Here is a 15,483-nt window from a genome sequence, read left to right on the forward strand (position 1 = left end):
GTGGAAGTTATAAAGCGGTGTCTATGAAAACTGTGCTGCAAAGCACAGCATTTTTGCAAATGCTTGTTTAGTATTTGACATGGGATGTGGTATAATAAGCCCGTATGTGATTTCGGCTAAAAACCATAGACACAACCCAAACCCCTAGGAGGATTGAAACCATGCCATTAGTATCTATGACAGACATGTTGAACAAAGCACTTGAAGGAAAATATGCAGTTGGTCAATACAACATCAATAACCTTGAGTGGACTCAAGCGATTCTTGGTGCTGCTGAAGAAGAGAAATCCCCAGTAATCTTGGGTGTATCCGAAGGCGCAGCACGTCACATTGGTGGCTTCTACACTGTAGTTAAAATGGTAGAAGGACTCATTCACGACATGAAAATCACCGTTCCAGTTGCAATTCACCTGGACCACGGTTCAAGCTTCGACAAGTGTAAAGAAGCGATCGATGCTGGATTCACATCCGTTATGATCGACGGTTCCCACCACTCTATCGATGAGAACATCGAAATGACTAAAAAAGTTGTTGAATATGCACACGCTAAAGGCGTTTCTGTAGAAGCTGAAGTAGGTACTGTAGGCGGACAAGAAGACGACGTTATCGGCGGCATTATGTATGCTGACTTGAACGAGTGTATCCGTATCGTTAAAGAAACAGGTATTGATACATTGGCACCAGCTCTTGGTTCCGTACACGGTCCTTACCATGGCGAGCCTAACCTGGGCTTCAAAGAAATGGAAGAAGTTCGTGACGCGGTACAAGTTCCACTCGTATTGCACGGTGGTACAGGTATTCCTAAACACGACATCGACAAAGCCATTTCCCTGGGTACATCCAAAATCAACGTAAACACAGAGAACCAAATTGCTTTTGCAAGAGTGGTTCGTGAAGTGCTTGCTGCTAAACCAGATGCTTACGATCCACGTACATTCATCGTACCAGGCCGTGAAGCAATCAAAGAAACCGTTAAAGGTAAAATCCGCGAGTTTGGTTCTAACAACAAAGCGTAATTTATCTTTACCAGTTCCATACTGTGAAATGGAAAAACACCGCCTAGCCGGTGTCTTTCCATTTTCACACCTTATTTCTACATCGGAAGCCAACAGCACGTATTGCCGTTCATCGGCTGCAAAACACGTAGGGGGACATTAAGCTTTATGGAAAAATTGATGATTAGTGGCGGACGTCCGTTACAGGGAACTGTAACTATAAGCGGCGCCAAGAACAGCGCCATTGCGCTTATTCCTGCAGCATTGCTTGCCGAGTCAGAAGTCGTGTTGGACAACCTGCCACTTTTGAGTGACGTGGCGGTTTATGCAGAAATTTTGGAGGAACTCGGAGCACGTGTGACTTGGGAAGGCAGTCAGATGAAGATTGACCCTTCTGACATCAAATCCATTCCTATGCCGAATGGTCCCGTGAAGAAGCTTCGCGCTTCGTATTATATGATGGGTGCATTGCTAGGGCGTTTCAAAGAAGCGACCATAGGTTTACCAGGGGGCTGTAATTTTGAGCCTCGGCCAATTGATCAACATATCAAAGGTTTTGAAGCGCTTGGCGCAACAGTAACAAACGAACACGGCTCCATTCATTTGCATGCCAAAGAGCTGCGCGGAGCAAAAATCTATCTTGATGTAAGCAGTGTCGGCGCAACCATTAATATCATGCTGGCGGCTACTCGTGCCAAAGGCTCTACAATTATCGAAAACGCGGCTAAAGAGCCTGAGATTATAGATGTAGCAACACTTCTGAATTCCATGGGTGCCAGCATCAAGGGTGCAGGTACCGAAACGATCCGTATTGAAGGGGTCTCGGAGCTTAAAGGCTGCCGTCATTCCATCATTCCGGACCGTATCCAAGCAGGTACGTATATGATCGCTGCAGCGGCGACGCGCGGAGATGTTCTGATTGACAATGTGATTCCCAAACATCTGGAAGCTTTAACGGCAAAGCTGCTGGAAATGGGTGTTGGTATTGAGGAATTGGATGAAAGTATACGTGTCATTGGTAAACCAAGCTATAACCACGTTGACGTGAAGGCACTTGTATATCCTGGTTTTCCAACGGATCTACAGTCACCCATGACCAGTGTTTTGACACAGGCAACCGGTGTGAGCGTCCTGAGCGACTTTGTATACAGTAATCGGTTCAAGCATGTGCCTGAGTTAGTGCGGATGGGTGCAAAGATTCGAGTAGAAGGACGGTCAGCGATTATTGAAGGCAGTGCATTAAACGCAGCCAAAGTAAAAGCATCCGATCTTCGCGCTGGGGCAGCGCTGGTAATTGCAGGTCTCACTGTCAGTGAAGGTGTGACTGAAGTAACGGGGGTCGAATATATCGACCGCGGTTATGATCATCTGGTGACTAATCTGCGCCTGCTCGGTGCAGATGTATGGCGGGAAACTGATTAATAGGAAGCGTTATGCATAGTTCGGTCCTACACATGTTTTTTTTAACTGAACTGCATATCTTTTTGTTGATTGGGTAAACCTGTTTTAATAGAGTTCTCAGTCTCTCCGGCATAAGACGAAATGTTTCTGTTTCCTTTACCGGAGGGTCTTTTTTTGAATTAAACTTCATATGGCTGTAAGAACATCATTTCTCATCCCCAACCCCCGGTTTTGTTTGAACTGCGCTCCACAGCCGGTCTATCCGGATTGATCGCCTCAATGCATCGTTCACTCAATAGCGGATCTGCCGAATGTTGGCCATCCCACCCGGAAACTTACACTCAAAGACAAGTATTTGCATTATAACGGTTACATTCCGTACAATGGACAGAAGAGATTGTGGCAGACGCTGCGCTCTATAGCCGAACATCTAGCGAAACTATCCATTTCACACGGACTTATTAATTGAATAGGTGGTTATTATATGGATCTACAAATTTCCGATTTGGAAGAAATGAAACTAACGGACCTCTACAAACTGGCCAAAAAATATCAGATACCTTACTATGGTACGTTAAAAAAGAAAGAATTAATCTTTGCTATACTACGTGCACAAGCTGAACAGAGCGGCCTGATGTTCATGCAAGGCGTACTCGAGATTTTACCTGAAGGTTACGGATTCTTAAGACCTATCAACTACTTGCCAAGTACGGAAGACATCTACATCTCAGCTTCTCAGATTCGCAAGTTTGACCTCAGAACAGGTGACCTCGTATCAGGTAAGTGTAGAACGCCTAAGGAAAATGAGAGATACTTCGGTTTGTTGCAAGTCAACGCTGTAAATGGTGAGAATCCATCGGCGGCTGCAGAGCGACTTCACTTCCCGGCACTAACCCCACTGTATCCGCAGAAAAAACTGGTTCTCGAAACATCCCCCAGCCATTTGTCCACACGCATTATGGATGTGCTCGCCCCGGTAGGATTGGGACAGCGCGGATTGATCGTAGCACCTCCCAAAGCGGGTAAAACGCTTCTCCTCAAAGAAATTGCCAACAGCATCTCAACTAACAATCCTGAAATTGAACTGTTTGTCCTGTTGATTGACGAACGTCCAGAGGAAGTAACGGATATGTCGCGTTCGGTAAAAGGGGAAGTTGTGGCTTCAACATTTGATGAACTGCCTGAGAATCATATTAAGGTGGCGGAATTGGTGCTTGAACGTGCGCTTCGTTTGGTTGAGGCCAAAAAGGATGTCGTTATCCTGCTGGATAGCATTACACGTCTTGCCCGTGCATATAACCTGGTTATTCCACCATCCGGTCGTACGCTTAGTGGTGGTATTGACCCAGCTGCATTCCATCGTCCGAAACGTTTCTTCGGTTCTGCCCGGAATGTGGAAGAAGGCGGAAGCTTGACCATCTTGGCAACGGCATTAATTGATACTGGATCACGTATGGATGACGTCATCTATGAAGAATTTAAGGGTACAGGTAATATGGAGCTTCATCTAGACCGTCGTCTGGCAGAGCGCCGCATATTCCCGGCAATCGACATTCGTCGTTCGGGTACACGTCGTGAAGAAGTGTTGCTTAGCAAGGAAGAGTTGGATACAATCTGGGCGATTCGTAAAAACATGAATGATTCCCATGACTTTGTTGAAGGATTCCTGAAAAAACTTCGTAACAGCAAGACAAATGCAGAGTTTTTGGCGGCATTTGATTCAGCTGGTAATAGTCCAACAAGCAATTCCGGGACAACAACAACCCGTCGTTCACCTAGACAGACAGCTACGTCAGGTACATCGACGTAATTGCCGTTTGACTAATCACTTTCTTTTTGCAGCATTGCTGTGAATGTTACAATACACTCGTCGTTAGGTTTAACCCATTAGATGTGAGGAGAACATCATGTATTTAGTATACGCAGATGAAAAAGGTAATGTATTTGATCATCCTTCCCTGTACGGGCTTGCCCGCAGTGGAGATATGATCGTTGAGATTATGGAAGACGAACTCATCCCTTTGCCAGAGGGTGCAACGTTGGTTGGACTCCCGAGTACCCGGCCGATTGGTATGGACCCGGACACAGGTGAGATGCTTCCAATGCCAACGGACACACAGGCGGTAGGTGCTTTACTTCCACAGGGATTCACTCGTTTGTGTCTCCCTGGTTATGTGAAGACGGATAAAGAGTATAAATTGCCGTTATTCGGCTATTCCGCAGTAGTTTGGAAAGATGGCGGTTTCTATGTCACGGCTGCGAAGTCAGATAGTCCTGACCAATGGAATCCGCTCAACTGTGATCGTGACGATGTACGTTCCGGGGTTAAACGATTGACAGAGCAATATCCCGAGAACCGTCTTTATACCCATCTATCCAACTGTGCGCTTGGATATGAATGCCTAACTTCATCAAACACGTTCCTGAATCGTTGGGAAGGTGGAGTACCGGTATCCTATTCTTGCAATGCGGGCTGTTTCGGGTGTATCTCCGAGCAACCGGATGATAGCGGCTTTGTTTCCCCGCAGACACGTATGAACTTCCGACCACGTGTGGATGAGATTGTGGAGGTTATGCTGGAACACCTGAAGACGCCGGAGTCCATTATTAGCTTTGGACAAGGTTGTGAAGGGGAGCCTTCCACGCAGGCCAAGCTGATTATTGAAGCGATTCGCGAAGTGCGTTCCGTAACGGACATGGGGTATATCAACATTAATACCAATGCCGGACTGAACGATCACATTAGAGGTATTGTAGATGCTGGATTGGATCTGATGCGCGTAAGTACAATTAGTGCACTGGATGACCACTATAACGCCTACTATAAACCGCGTGGTTATACCTTAGCCAATGTTGAGAAATCAATGAAATACGCAGCGCAGCAGGGTGTATATACGTCCATTAACTATCTGATCTTCCCAGGCGTAACAGACCGAGAAGAAGAGATTGAGGCGATGATTGAGTTTGCGAGAAGAACCGATCTACGCTTGATTCAGATGCGTAATCTCAATATTGATCCAGAGAGCTATCTGGAATTAATTCCTCCTGCTCAAGGTGATATCTTGGGCATGAAGCAGATGATTGAGATTTTTGAAGACGAGCTGCCTGATGTTGTGATCGGATCGTATACCCATGTTCCACCCGCTGGAATGGCACGTCCAAAACGGTTGATTACCTCATAACAATAATGGATTGCAACAGGCACAAGGCCGTGTTATAATCTCAGAGTTGTGCCATTTACTCTGGGTCCGCTTGAGGCTCAGGGCGGAAAGAGGTGAAAGGTAATGAAAGAAGCAATTCATCCTAATTACACGATTGGTCAAGTATCTTGCGCTTGCGGGAATACTTTTGAGACAGGTTCGGTTAAAGACGGACTTCGTGTAGAGATTTGCTCCGCGTGCCACCCGTTCTTCACAGGTAAACAGAAGTTTATCGATGCTGGCGGCCGTGTTGATCGTTTCAAGAAGAAATACGGAATCTAATTGGACAATTCTTGGAGTTGTCTGCTAATTGCATCCAACACACCCCTGCTGATCTGGCAGGGGTTTTTATATATTTTATAGGTAAGCATGTTTGCTTACGAGTTCCTCTGGTTGCAATTTGGATAACCTTACGTTATACTATTTCTTACCGTGCTAGATGGGGAGGTAGCGGTGCCCTGTAACTCGCAATCCGCTATAGCGAGGTTGAATTCCTGCTAGAGGTTTTGCCGATGTGAGGTTTGGTCCCTAAACGTGGTGTTGACGGTTGGGTCCTCCGCAATGAGTACTCATGAACCTGGTCAGGTCCGGAAGGAAGCAGCCATAAGTGAGATCACTCTTGTGCCGGAGGGTTGCCTAGCCCGAGCTATTGTTCAGGGGTGCCACTTGGATCGCAAATATCGATAGCAGGTGCACGGCTTACCTTTTAAATGTAGAGACCTTTGCAGTAGTATGTATGCAGAGGTCTTTTTGATATGTCTTAATAAACCGCATGAATGAGTCAGATAAAGTTTGGATTCACCCTAGAATATAGTATAATAGGGGAACGACAAAGGACTCGAATGCGAAGTGGAAGGAAGGTAACGCATCATGGAGCATATCGCGTTATACCGGGCTTGGCGTCCCCAGTCGTTTCAAGATATGGTGGGGCAACAGCATATTATTCAGACCTTGCAGAACGCGATTCGTGAACAGCGGACTTCCCATGCCTACTTATTTAGCGGGCCCAGAGGAACGGGAAAGACAAGTGCCGCCAAGATTTTGGCCAAAGCTGTGAACTGCGAACGTGGGCCTGCGCCTGAACCTTGTAACGAGTGTGAAGCTTGCCGCAGAATTACGACTGGCGCTGTGATGGATGTGCAGGAGATTGACGCTGCATCCAATCGGGGCGTTGAGGAAATCCGTGATCTTCGGGAAAAGGTTAAATATGCGCCAACCGAAGTCCGGCAGAAAGTCTATATTATTGATGAAGTGCACATGCTGACAACGGAGGCATTCAATGCTTTGCTCAAAACATTGGAAGAGCCACCGCCACATGTGATGTTTATTTTGGCAACAACGGAACCACACCGCCTTCCGGCTACCATTATATCGCGCTGTCAGCGATTTGATTTTCGCCGGGTATCCCTGGAAGAGCAGACAGCAAGACTTACACTGATTTGTGAACAGGAAGGCATGGAAGCTGACCAGGATGCGCTCCAATACATTGCCCGTTTATCGGACGGTGGAATGAGGGATGCACTTAGTGTGCTGGATCAGATCTCTTCATTTACGGATGGACGAGTAACGTACCAGCAGGTTATGGACATGACGGGTGGCATTGCTTCAGAGCAATTTGCCAAACTGGCTACTTCGCTGCTCAAAGGTGATGTTGGTCATATTTTACAGATGATTGAAGGTTTCATGCATGAAGGAAAGAGTGCAGACAAGTGTATGGAGAATTTGCTGTATTATTTCCGTGATTTGCTTATGATTAAGATGGTACCTGATGCAGATAAACTGACGGACCGGGTACTTAATCCGGAATCTTTCCGTGATATGGCGGAGTCATTCACCAGGGAACAACTGTTCCACATGATTGACACCCTTAATCGGTACCAGAGTGAAATGAAATATGCAGTACAACCACAGACATTATTTGAAGTTGCATTGCTTAAACTGTGTAGTATTCCAGCTCAAGGTGAGGCTTCTATTCAGGTGGGAGCTTCAGCTCATGCAGCACCTGCCGATGGAGGAGAGATCAACCGCTTGAAGCAGCAGCTTGCTGAGTTGGAGAAGAAGTTGGATCGTGCACTGAAAAGTGGTTTGTCTGGTGGAGAAGGTGCATCGAGTGCTCCATCTCGCCCGGCAACAAGAGCGCCGGTATCGAGAGGCAATTCGCCTGCGAAGCTTCCTGCACAGTTGGATCAGTATGTTGCACGCAAGGGAGCCCCTGAGTTCGCAGAGATCAGCAAAAAATGGAGTCAGATCCTGCAACGAGTGAAGGAAGAGAGGGTTACCGTCCACGCCTGGTTTGTGGATGGTGAGCCGGTATCATTGCTTGAAGACAATGTGTTGGTTGCTTTCAAAAACAACATTCACCGTGAAACAACGGAGAAGCAGGCTAACCGTGAAGTCATTGAGCGGGTGTTGTCGGAACAGCTTGGGCGTCCTGCACGATTGGTGACGATGATGCTCAAAGATTGGACCGGAGCAATGGAGGGAGCTTCTGAAGCGCCAAAGGAGGACTTTAAGCTTGAACCTGAGCATGAAGACGGCGGTTCAGGCAACAAACAGCCTTGGATTGATGAAGCTATCCAGCTCTTTGGTGAGGACCTTGTAGTGATCAAAGAATAATGCGCATAGCGCGATAACCATAACAAAGGAGATGAACAATTATGAACAACATGAACCAAATGATGAAACAAGTGAAGAAAATGCAGGAGCAAATGCTGAAAGCACAAGAGGAACTGGCGGACAAAACAGTCCAAGGTACTTCTGGTGGCGGTGTAGTGACGGCTGAAGTTAACGGACACAAGAAATTGCTTGCTATCACGATTAAACCTGAAGCGGTAGATCCGGAAGATGTTGAAATGTTGCAGGATCTCGTTATGACAGCTGTTAATGATGCAATGGCCAAAGCCGATGAGATTGCCAACAAGGATATGGGCAAGTTCACAGGCGGCATGAATATTCCGGGATTATTTTAATTAAAAATTGATCCTGTCAAAGGAGACACAATCGATTGTATTATCCCGAACCAATAGCCAAGCTGATTGATGCCTTCACCCGGTTGCCGGGTGTAGGTCCCAAGACGGCAGCGCGTTTAGCTTTTCATGTGCTTAACATGAAGGAAGATGACGTTATCGATTTTGCCAAAGCGCTCGTAAGTGTGAAGCGTAATCTTCATTACTGTTCTGTATGTTGTAATATCACTGATACGGACCCATGTCGCATCTGTCAGGATAAGTCTAGGGATGTCTCTGTAATCTGTGTAGTTCAGGATTCGAAAGATCTGGTGGCCATGGAGCGCACCAAGGAATTCGATGGGTACTATCATGTGTTACAGGGCGCGATTTCACCTATGGAGGGAATTGGCCCAGACGATATTCGTTTGAAGGAACTCCTGATTCGATTAAGTGATGAACGTATAAAAGAGATCATCTTGGCGACAAACCCCAATATTGAGGGGGAGGCTACAGCGATGTATATCTCCCGCTTGGTACGTCCGTTTGAGATCAGTGTGACCCGGATTGCGCATGGATTGCCTGTAGGTGGCGATCTTGAGTATGCGGATGAAGTGACCCTTTCCAAAGCGTTGGAAGGGCGCAGGGAGATGCGTTAGTGTGTTCAATTTACGCAGCGGACTTCCTTGGTAACTTCGGATGCTAAATAAGTTTCGATGTGCAAAGAGAGCCTTAGGGCTCTCTTTTTTTTATGAAGAAAATGAATGTCCGAGTTCTAAGTTTGTCCTTTCCCTGATAAGTATGAGAATATGCTGTGCTGATCAGGAGGGGGAGAGTTTATGTTTTTGTGGCGAAATACACGGAACTCGGTAGAGAAACACAACAGAATGTTGAAGGAACTTGAGGCGGATCAGATCTATGCAGATATTCAGATGGCTAAGCAGGAATGGGAACGGGCTATGAGACAGTTTGAAGATGCACAGGGGCAGGATGAGATTGATTATGCCATTTATGTATTGGAGGCAGCTGAGCGGAAGTACCAGATCCACTTGAGAAGAGCAAAGCGAGCCAGAGCTAATGATGATGTTACATCACAACGGGGGATTAGTATGTAGACGCGTTTACATTAAACATGGAGGTGTAACATATGAAGAGTATCATACTGGGAAGTGTATTGGTTATATCATTACTGGGGCTTATCGTTATTTTATTCAGAAAGCGGATAGGGTTATCGTTTTTCACGTCATTTGGAATTCATCTGGTGTTGGCTGCAGTAGGGATATATATCGTGAATTATTCTGGCTGGATTACAGGAACCTACATCCCGCTGAACCCTGCAACGATAGGGACTGTAACTGTTTTGGGATTGCCAGGTGTGGGGCTATTATTAGGGTTGAAAATTTCTTTGTTCGGATAGTTGACTCGCAGGATATTTATATGGTACATTATATCTCGTTGCTTTGCTTGCTTGGTTAGATGCTTTAGATGAAATGAAGGAGCTCATTACGAACTTCGAAAAAGAATTTCAAAAAAACACTTGACCAAAACAAACGAAGTATGATATATTATAAAAGTCGCCGCTGAGAGAAAATGGTGACGAAAAAACGAGTTTGATCTTTGAAAACTGAACAACGAGTGAGTAAACATTCTGCTTGCAGAATGAACGCAAAAGTTGGAGACAAGCCTTGGCTTGGATCGACTGGAGCACAAATGAGATTTTTAATCTCGTCAGATTCAAAATGAGCTTATCGCTCTTTTCAATACTTTATTGGAGAGTTTGATCCTGGCTCAGGACGAACGCTGGCGGCATGCCTAATACATGCAAGTCGAGCGGAGTTGATAGGAAGCTTGCTTCCTTGATACTTAGCGGCGGACGGGTGAGTAACACGTAGGCAACCTGCCCTCAAGTTTGGGACAACTACCGGAAACGGTAGCTAATACCGAATAGTTGTTTTCTTCGCCTGAAGGAAACTGGAAAGACGGAGCAATCTGTCACTTGGGGATGGGCCTGCGGCGCATTAGCTAGTTGGTGGGGTAACGGCTCACCAAGGCGACGATGCGTAGCCGACCTGAGAGGGTGATCGGCCACACTGGGACTGAGACACGGCCCAGACTCCTACGGGAGGCAGCAGTAGGGAATCTTCCGCAATGGGCGAAAGCCTGACGGAGCAATGCCGCGTGAGTGATGAAGGTTTTCGGATCGTAAAGCTCTGTTGCCAGGGAAGAACGCTTGGGAGAGTAACTGCTCTCAAGGTGACGGTACCTGAGAAGAAAGCCCCGGCTAACTACGTGCCAGCAGCCGCGGTAATACGTAGGGGGCAAGCGTTGTCCGGAATTATTGGGCGTAAAGCGCGCGCAGGCGGTCATTTAAGTCTGGTGTTTAATCCCGGGGCTCAACCCCGGATCGCACTGGAAACTGGGTGACTTGAGTGCAGAAGAGGAGAGTGGAATTCCACGTGTAGCGGTGAAATGCGTAGATATGTGGAGGAACACCAGTGGCGAAGGCGACTCTCTGGGCTGTAACTGACGCTGAGGCGCGAAAGCGTGGGGAGCAAACAGGATTAGATACCCTGGTAGTCCACGCCGTAAACGATGAGTGCTAGGTGTTAGGGGTTTCGATACCCTTGGTGCCGAAGTTAACACATTAAGCACTCCGCCTGGGGAGTACGGTCGCAAGACTGAAACTCAAAGGAATTGACGGGGACCCGCACAAGCAGTGGAGTATGTGGTTTAATTCGAAGCAACGCGAAGAACCTTACCAGGTCTTGACATCTGAATGACCGGTGCAGAGATGTACCTTTTCTTCGGAACATTCAAGACAGGTGGTGCATGGTTGTCGTCAGCTCGTGTCGTGAGATGTTGGGTTAAGTCCCGCAACGAGCGCAACCCTTATATTTAGTTGCCAGCACTTCGGGTGGGCACTCTAGATAGACTGCCGGTGACAAACCGGAGGAAGGTGGGGATGACGTCAAATCATCATGCCCCTTATGACCTGGGCTACACACGTACTACAATGGCCGGTACAACGGGCTGCGAAATCGCGAGATGGAGCCAATCCCAACAAAGCCGGTCTCAGTTCGGATTGCAGGCTGCAACTCGCCTGCATGAAGTCGGAATTGCTAGTAATCGCGGATCAGCATGCCGCGGTGAATACGTTCCCGGGTCTTGTACACACCGCCCGTCACACCACGAGAGTTTATAACACCCGAAGTCGGTGGGGTAACCGCAAGGAGCCAGCCGCCGAAGGTGGGATAGATGATTGGGGTGAAGTCGTAACAAGGTAGCCGTATCGGAAGGTGCGGCTGGATCACCTCCTTTCTATGGAGAATCGTTTCCCGAGTGGAAACATTCAAATACAAAATCTAGCCAGGTCGGCTAGTTACTCACTCGTTGCTCAGTTTTGAGAGCTTAAACTCTCAAACGTTTGGTGGCGATAGCGAAGGGGTTCCACACGTTCCCATCCCGAACACGACCGTTAAGCCCTTCAGCGTCAATGGTACTTGGACCGCAGGGTCCTGGGAGAGTAGAACGCCGCCAAGCGTAACCCATTTTGGGTTCAAATAGTATATGTAATGTGGGCCCTTAGCTCAGTTGGTTAGAGCGCACCTCTGATAAGGGTGAGGCCGGTGGTTCGAGTCCACCAGGGCCCACCATCTATACCTTTAAACTTTATATGGGGCCATAGCTCAGCTGGGAGAGCGCCTGCCTTGCAAGCAGGAGGTCAGCGGTTCGATCCCGCTTGGCTCCACCAAAAATGTTTTACAAGTTTGTTCTTTGAAAACTAGATATCGAAACGAAACAAACGCGAATTAGAACATTCCTTTAAGCTGAACTTGTGCAAACAAGTCAAGTGTATAAAGGTAGTTAAATTGCTTTTGTGATGGTATCGGGTGAGAGCGACTTTTGGCTTTGCGCAAGCAAAACAAGGGAGGCGAGCGACCGAAACCGGAACAAAATGGTTAAGCTACTAAGAGCACACGGAGGATGCCTAGGCGCTAGGAGCCGATGAAGGACGTGGCGAACAACGAAACTGCCTCGGGGAGCTGTAAGCAAGCTTTGATCCGGGGGTGTCCGAATGGGGAAACCCAGCTGGGGTAATTTCCAGTTACTCACAACTGAATACATAGGTTGTGTAGAGGCATACCAGGGGAACTGAAACATCTAAGTACCCTGAGGAAGAGAAAACAATAGTGATTCCGTCAGTAGCGGCGAGCGAACGCGGAGAAGCCCAAACCAGAGAGCTTGCTCTTTGGGGTTGTGGGACGTCTCACATGGAGTTACAAAGGAACCGGTTAAGCGAAGAGGTCTGGAAAGGCCCGCCAAAGAAGGTAAAAGCCCTGTAGTTGAAAGTCTGTTCCCTCCGAGACGGATCCCGAGTAGTGCGGGGCACGTGAAACCCCGTATGAATCCGGCAGGACCATCTGCCAAGGCTAAATACTTCCTAGCGACCGATAGTGAAGCAGTACCGTGAGGGAAAGGTGAAAAGCACCCCGGAAGGGGAGTGAAATAGAACCTGAAACCGTGTGCTTACAAAAAGTCAGAGCCCGTTTTAGGGGTGATGGCGTGCCTTTTGTAGAATGAACCGGCGAGTTACGTTCCCGTGCAAGGTTAAGGTGAAGAGCCGGAGCCGCAGCGAAAGCGAGTCTGAATAGGGCGATGTAGTACGTGGACGTAGACCCGAAACCGGGTGATCTACCCCTGTCCAGGGTGAAGGTGCGGTAACACGCACTGGAGGCCCGAACCCACGCATGTTGAAAAATGCGGGGATGAGGTGGGGGTAGCGGAGAAATTCCAATCGAACTCGGAGATAGCTGGTTCTCCCCGAAATAGCTTTAGGGCTAGCCTCGGAAAACAGAGTCGTGGAGGTAGAGCACTGATTGGGTGCGGGGCCCGCAAGGGTTACCAAGCTCAGTCAAACTCCGAATGCCATAGACTTACTTCCGGGAGTCAGACAGTGAGTGCTAAGATCCATTGTCAAAAGGGAAACAGCCCAGACCATCAGCTAAGGTCCCCAAGTGTGTGTTAAGTGGGAAAGGATGTGGAGTTGCACAGACAACCAGGATGTTGGCTTAGAAGCAGCCACCATTGAAAGAGTGCGTAATAGCTCACTGGTCGAGTGACTCTGCGCCGAAAATGTAACGGGGCTAAACACACCACCGAAGCTATGGCTTGATGCTTTGCATCAGGGGTAGGGGAGCGTTGTATAAGGGTTGAAGGTGTACCGTAAGGAGCGCTGGACATTATACAAGTGAGAATGCCGGTATGAGTAACGAAAAGATCAGTGAGAATCTGATCCGCCGAAAGCCTAAGGGTTCCTGAGGAAGGCTCGTCCGCTCAGGGTAAGTCGGGACCTAAGGCGAGGCCGAAAGGCGTAGTCGAAGGACAACAGGTCGAAATTCCTGTACCACCGTAAGCCGTTATGAGCAATGGGGGGACGCAGTAGGGTAGTGACGCGGACTGATGGATGTCCGTCTAAGCAGTGAGGCTGATGTGTAGGCAAATCCGCACATTGTAAGGCTGAGCTGTGATGGGGAGCGAAAATTATAGTAGCGAAGGTCATGATCTCACACTGCCAAGAAAAGCCTCTAGCCAGGTGATGGTGCCCGTACCGCAAACCGACACAGGTAGGCGAGAAGAGTATTCTAAGGCGCGCGGAAGAACTCTCGTTAAGGAACTCGGCAAAATGACCCCGTAACTTCGGGAGAAGGGGTGCCCCGGTAGTGTGAATAGCACGAGGGGGCCGCAGTGAAAAGGCCCAAGCGACTGTTTAGCAAAAACACAGGTCTGTGCGAAGCCGTAAGGCGAAGTATACGGGCTGACGCCTGCCCGGTGCTGGAAGGTTAAGGGGAGTGGTTAGGGAGTAATCCCGAAGCTGTGAACCGAAGCCCCAGTAAACGGCGGCCGTAACTATAACGGTCCTAAGGTAGCGAAATTCCTTGTCAGGTAAATTCTGACCCGCACGAATGGCGTAACGACTTGGGCGCTGTCTCAACGAGAGATCCGGTGAAATTTTAATACCTGTGAAGATGCAGGTTACCCGCGACAAGACGGAAAGACCCCATGGAGCTTTACTGCAGCTTGATATTGAATTTGGGTACGATCTGTACAGGATAGGTGGGAGCCTTTGAAGCATGAGCGCCAGCTTGTGTGGAGGCAACGTTGGGATACCACCCTGATCGTATCTAGGTTCTAACCTGGTACCGTAATCCGGTGCGGGGACAGTGTCAGGTGGGCAGTTTGACTGGGGCGGTCGCCTCCTAAAGAGTAACGGAGGCGCCCAAAGGTTCCCTCAGAATGGTTGGAAATCATTCGAAGAGTGCAAAGGCATAAGGGAGCTTGACTGCGAGACCTACAAGTCGAGCAGGGACGAAAGTCGGGCTTAGTGATCCGGTGGTACCGCATGGAAGGGCCATCGCTCAACGGATAAAAGCTACCCTGGGGATAACAGGCTTATCTCCCCCAAGAGTCCACATCGACGGGGAGGTTTGGCACCTCGATGTCGGCTCATCGCATCCTGGGGCTGAAGTAGGTCCCAAGGGTTGGGCTGTTCGCCCATTAAAGCGGTACGCGAGCTGGGTTCAGAACGTCGTGAGACAGTTCGGTCCCTATCTGTCGTGGGCGTAGGAAATTTGAGAGGAGCTGTCCTTAGTACGAGAGGACCGGGATGGACGTACCGCTGGTGTACCAGTTGTTCCGCCAGGAGCACCGCTGGGTAGCTATGTACGGACGGGATAAACGCTGAAAGCATCTAAGCGTGAAGCCCCCCTCAAGATGAGATTTCCCAGTATGTAAGACCCCTTGAAGACGACGAGGTAGATAGGCTGGGGGTGGAAGTGCAGCAATGCATGGAGCTGACCAGTACTAATCGGTCGAGGGCTTATCCAATAGCAAGTTGTAATTCGCGTGTTTCGTTTCGAATCTAGTTTTCAGGGAGCAATCCTT

10 protein-coding genes, 2 tRNA genes, 3 rRNA genes and 1 other RNA gene are annotated in these 15,483 nt (G+C 48.4%); all 16 read left to right on the forward strand.

Features of this window, described 5'->3' with window-relative positions:
• The first annotated feature begins 161 nt into the window (after positions 1-161).
• The 16 genes from fba to NST33_RS00705 all read left to right on the forward strand — a co-directional run bounded on the left by fba (position 162) and on the right by NST33_RS00705 (position 15,426).
• Positions 162-1,016: a class II fructose-1,6-bisphosphate aldolase gene (fba, locus tag NST33_RS00630; RefSeq protein WP_036607263.1), complete on the forward strand. Its 855-nt coding sequence runs from the start codon at positions 162-164 to the stop codon at positions 1,014-1,016.
• A 147-nt stretch (positions 1,017-1,163) separates the two neighbouring features.
• On the forward strand, positions 1,164-2,417 hold the full coding sequence (locus NST33_RS00635; RefSeq protein WP_017691290.1) for a UDP-N-acetylglucosamine 1-carboxyvinyltransferase: 1,254 nt from the start codon (positions 1,164-1,166) through the stop codon (positions 2,415-2,417).
• Positions 2,418-2,880: 463 nt separating this feature from the next.
• Positions 2,881-4,206 (forward strand): transcription termination factor Rho, encoded by a 1,326-nt coding sequence (gene rho, locus NST33_RS00640; protein ID WP_237178606.1) that lies wholly within the window; start codon positions 2,881-2,883, stop codon positions 4,204-4,206.
• 97 nt (positions 4,207-4,303) lie between these two features.
• A complete protein-coding gene (locus NST33_RS00645; RefSeq protein WP_091039190.1) occupies positions 4,304-5,578 on the forward strand; it encodes a radical SAM protein in 1,275 nt (424 codons plus the stop codon).
• Between the two features lie 102 nt (positions 5,579-5,680).
• On the forward strand, positions 5,681-5,878 hold the full coding sequence (gene rpmE, locus NST33_RS00650; protein WP_036607255.1) for a 50S ribosomal protein L31: 198 nt from the start codon (positions 5,681-5,683) through the stop codon (positions 5,876-5,878).
• 148 nt (positions 5,879-6,026) lie between these two features.
• Positions 6,027-6,294, forward strand: an RNA gene (gene ffs, locus NST33_RS00655) — signal recognition particle sRNA large type.
• A 172-nt stretch (positions 6,295-6,466) separates the two neighbouring features.
• Positions 6,467-8,212 carry a DNA polymerase III subunit gamma/tau gene (dnaX, locus tag NST33_RS00660; protein WP_339306410.1) on the forward strand — a complete coding sequence of 582 codons (1,746 nt, stop codon included), beginning with the start codon at positions 6,467-6,469 and terminating at the stop codon, positions 8,210-8,212.
• A 41-nt stretch (positions 8,213-8,253) separates the two neighbouring features.
• Positions 8,254-8,565 (forward strand): YbaB/EbfC family nucleoid-associated protein, encoded by a 312-nt coding sequence (locus tag NST33_RS00665; RefSeq protein WP_036607248.1) that lies wholly within the window; start codon positions 8,254-8,256, stop codon positions 8,563-8,565.
• Positions 8,566-8,600: 35 nt separating this feature from the next.
• Positions 8,601-9,200 carry a recombination mediator RecR gene (gene recR, locus NST33_RS00670; protein WP_062838113.1) on the forward strand — a complete coding sequence of 200 codons (600 nt, stop codon included), beginning with the start codon at positions 8,601-8,603 and terminating at the stop codon, positions 9,198-9,200.
• A 180-nt stretch (positions 9,201-9,380) separates the two neighbouring features.
• Positions 9,381-9,656 carry a DUF2508 family protein gene (locus NST33_RS00675; protein WP_074092951.1) on the forward strand — a complete coding sequence of 92 codons (276 nt, stop codon included), beginning with the start codon at positions 9,381-9,383 and terminating at the stop codon, positions 9,654-9,656.
• A gap of 32 nt (positions 9,657-9,688) precedes the next feature.
• Positions 9,689-9,958, forward strand: a complete 270-nt coding sequence (locus NST33_RS00680; protein WP_036607241.1) for a pro-sigmaK processing inhibitor BofA family protein — start codon at positions 9,689-9,691, stop codon at positions 9,956-9,958.
• A 348-nt stretch (positions 9,959-10,306) separates the two neighbouring features.
• Positions 10,307-11,859: ribosomal RNA gene (locus tag NST33_RS00685) — 16S ribosomal RNA — on the forward strand.
• Positions 11,860-11,964: 105 nt separating this feature from the next.
• Positions 11,965-12,081, forward strand: a 5S ribosomal RNA gene (gene rrf / locus NST33_RS00690).
• A gap of 36 nt (positions 12,082-12,117) precedes the next feature.
• Positions 12,118-12,194, forward strand: a tRNA-Ile gene (locus NST33_RS00695).
• Between the two features lie 22 nt (positions 12,195-12,216).
• Positions 12,217-12,292: transfer RNA gene (locus NST33_RS00700), tRNA-Ala, on the forward strand.
• 206 nt (positions 12,293-12,498) lie between these two features.
• Positions 12,499-15,426 (forward strand): 23S ribosomal RNA (locus tag NST33_RS00705).
• The 16S, 23S and 5S rRNA genes sit together here with 2 tRNA genes alongside, the layout of an rRNA operon.
• Positions 15,427-15,483: the final 57 nt, after the last annotated feature.

The sequence above is a fragment of the Paenibacillus sp. FSL L8-0435 genome (assembly GCF_037965655.1).
Classification (GTDB): domain Bacteria; phylum Bacillota; class Bacilli; order Paenibacillales; family Paenibacillaceae; genus Paenibacillus.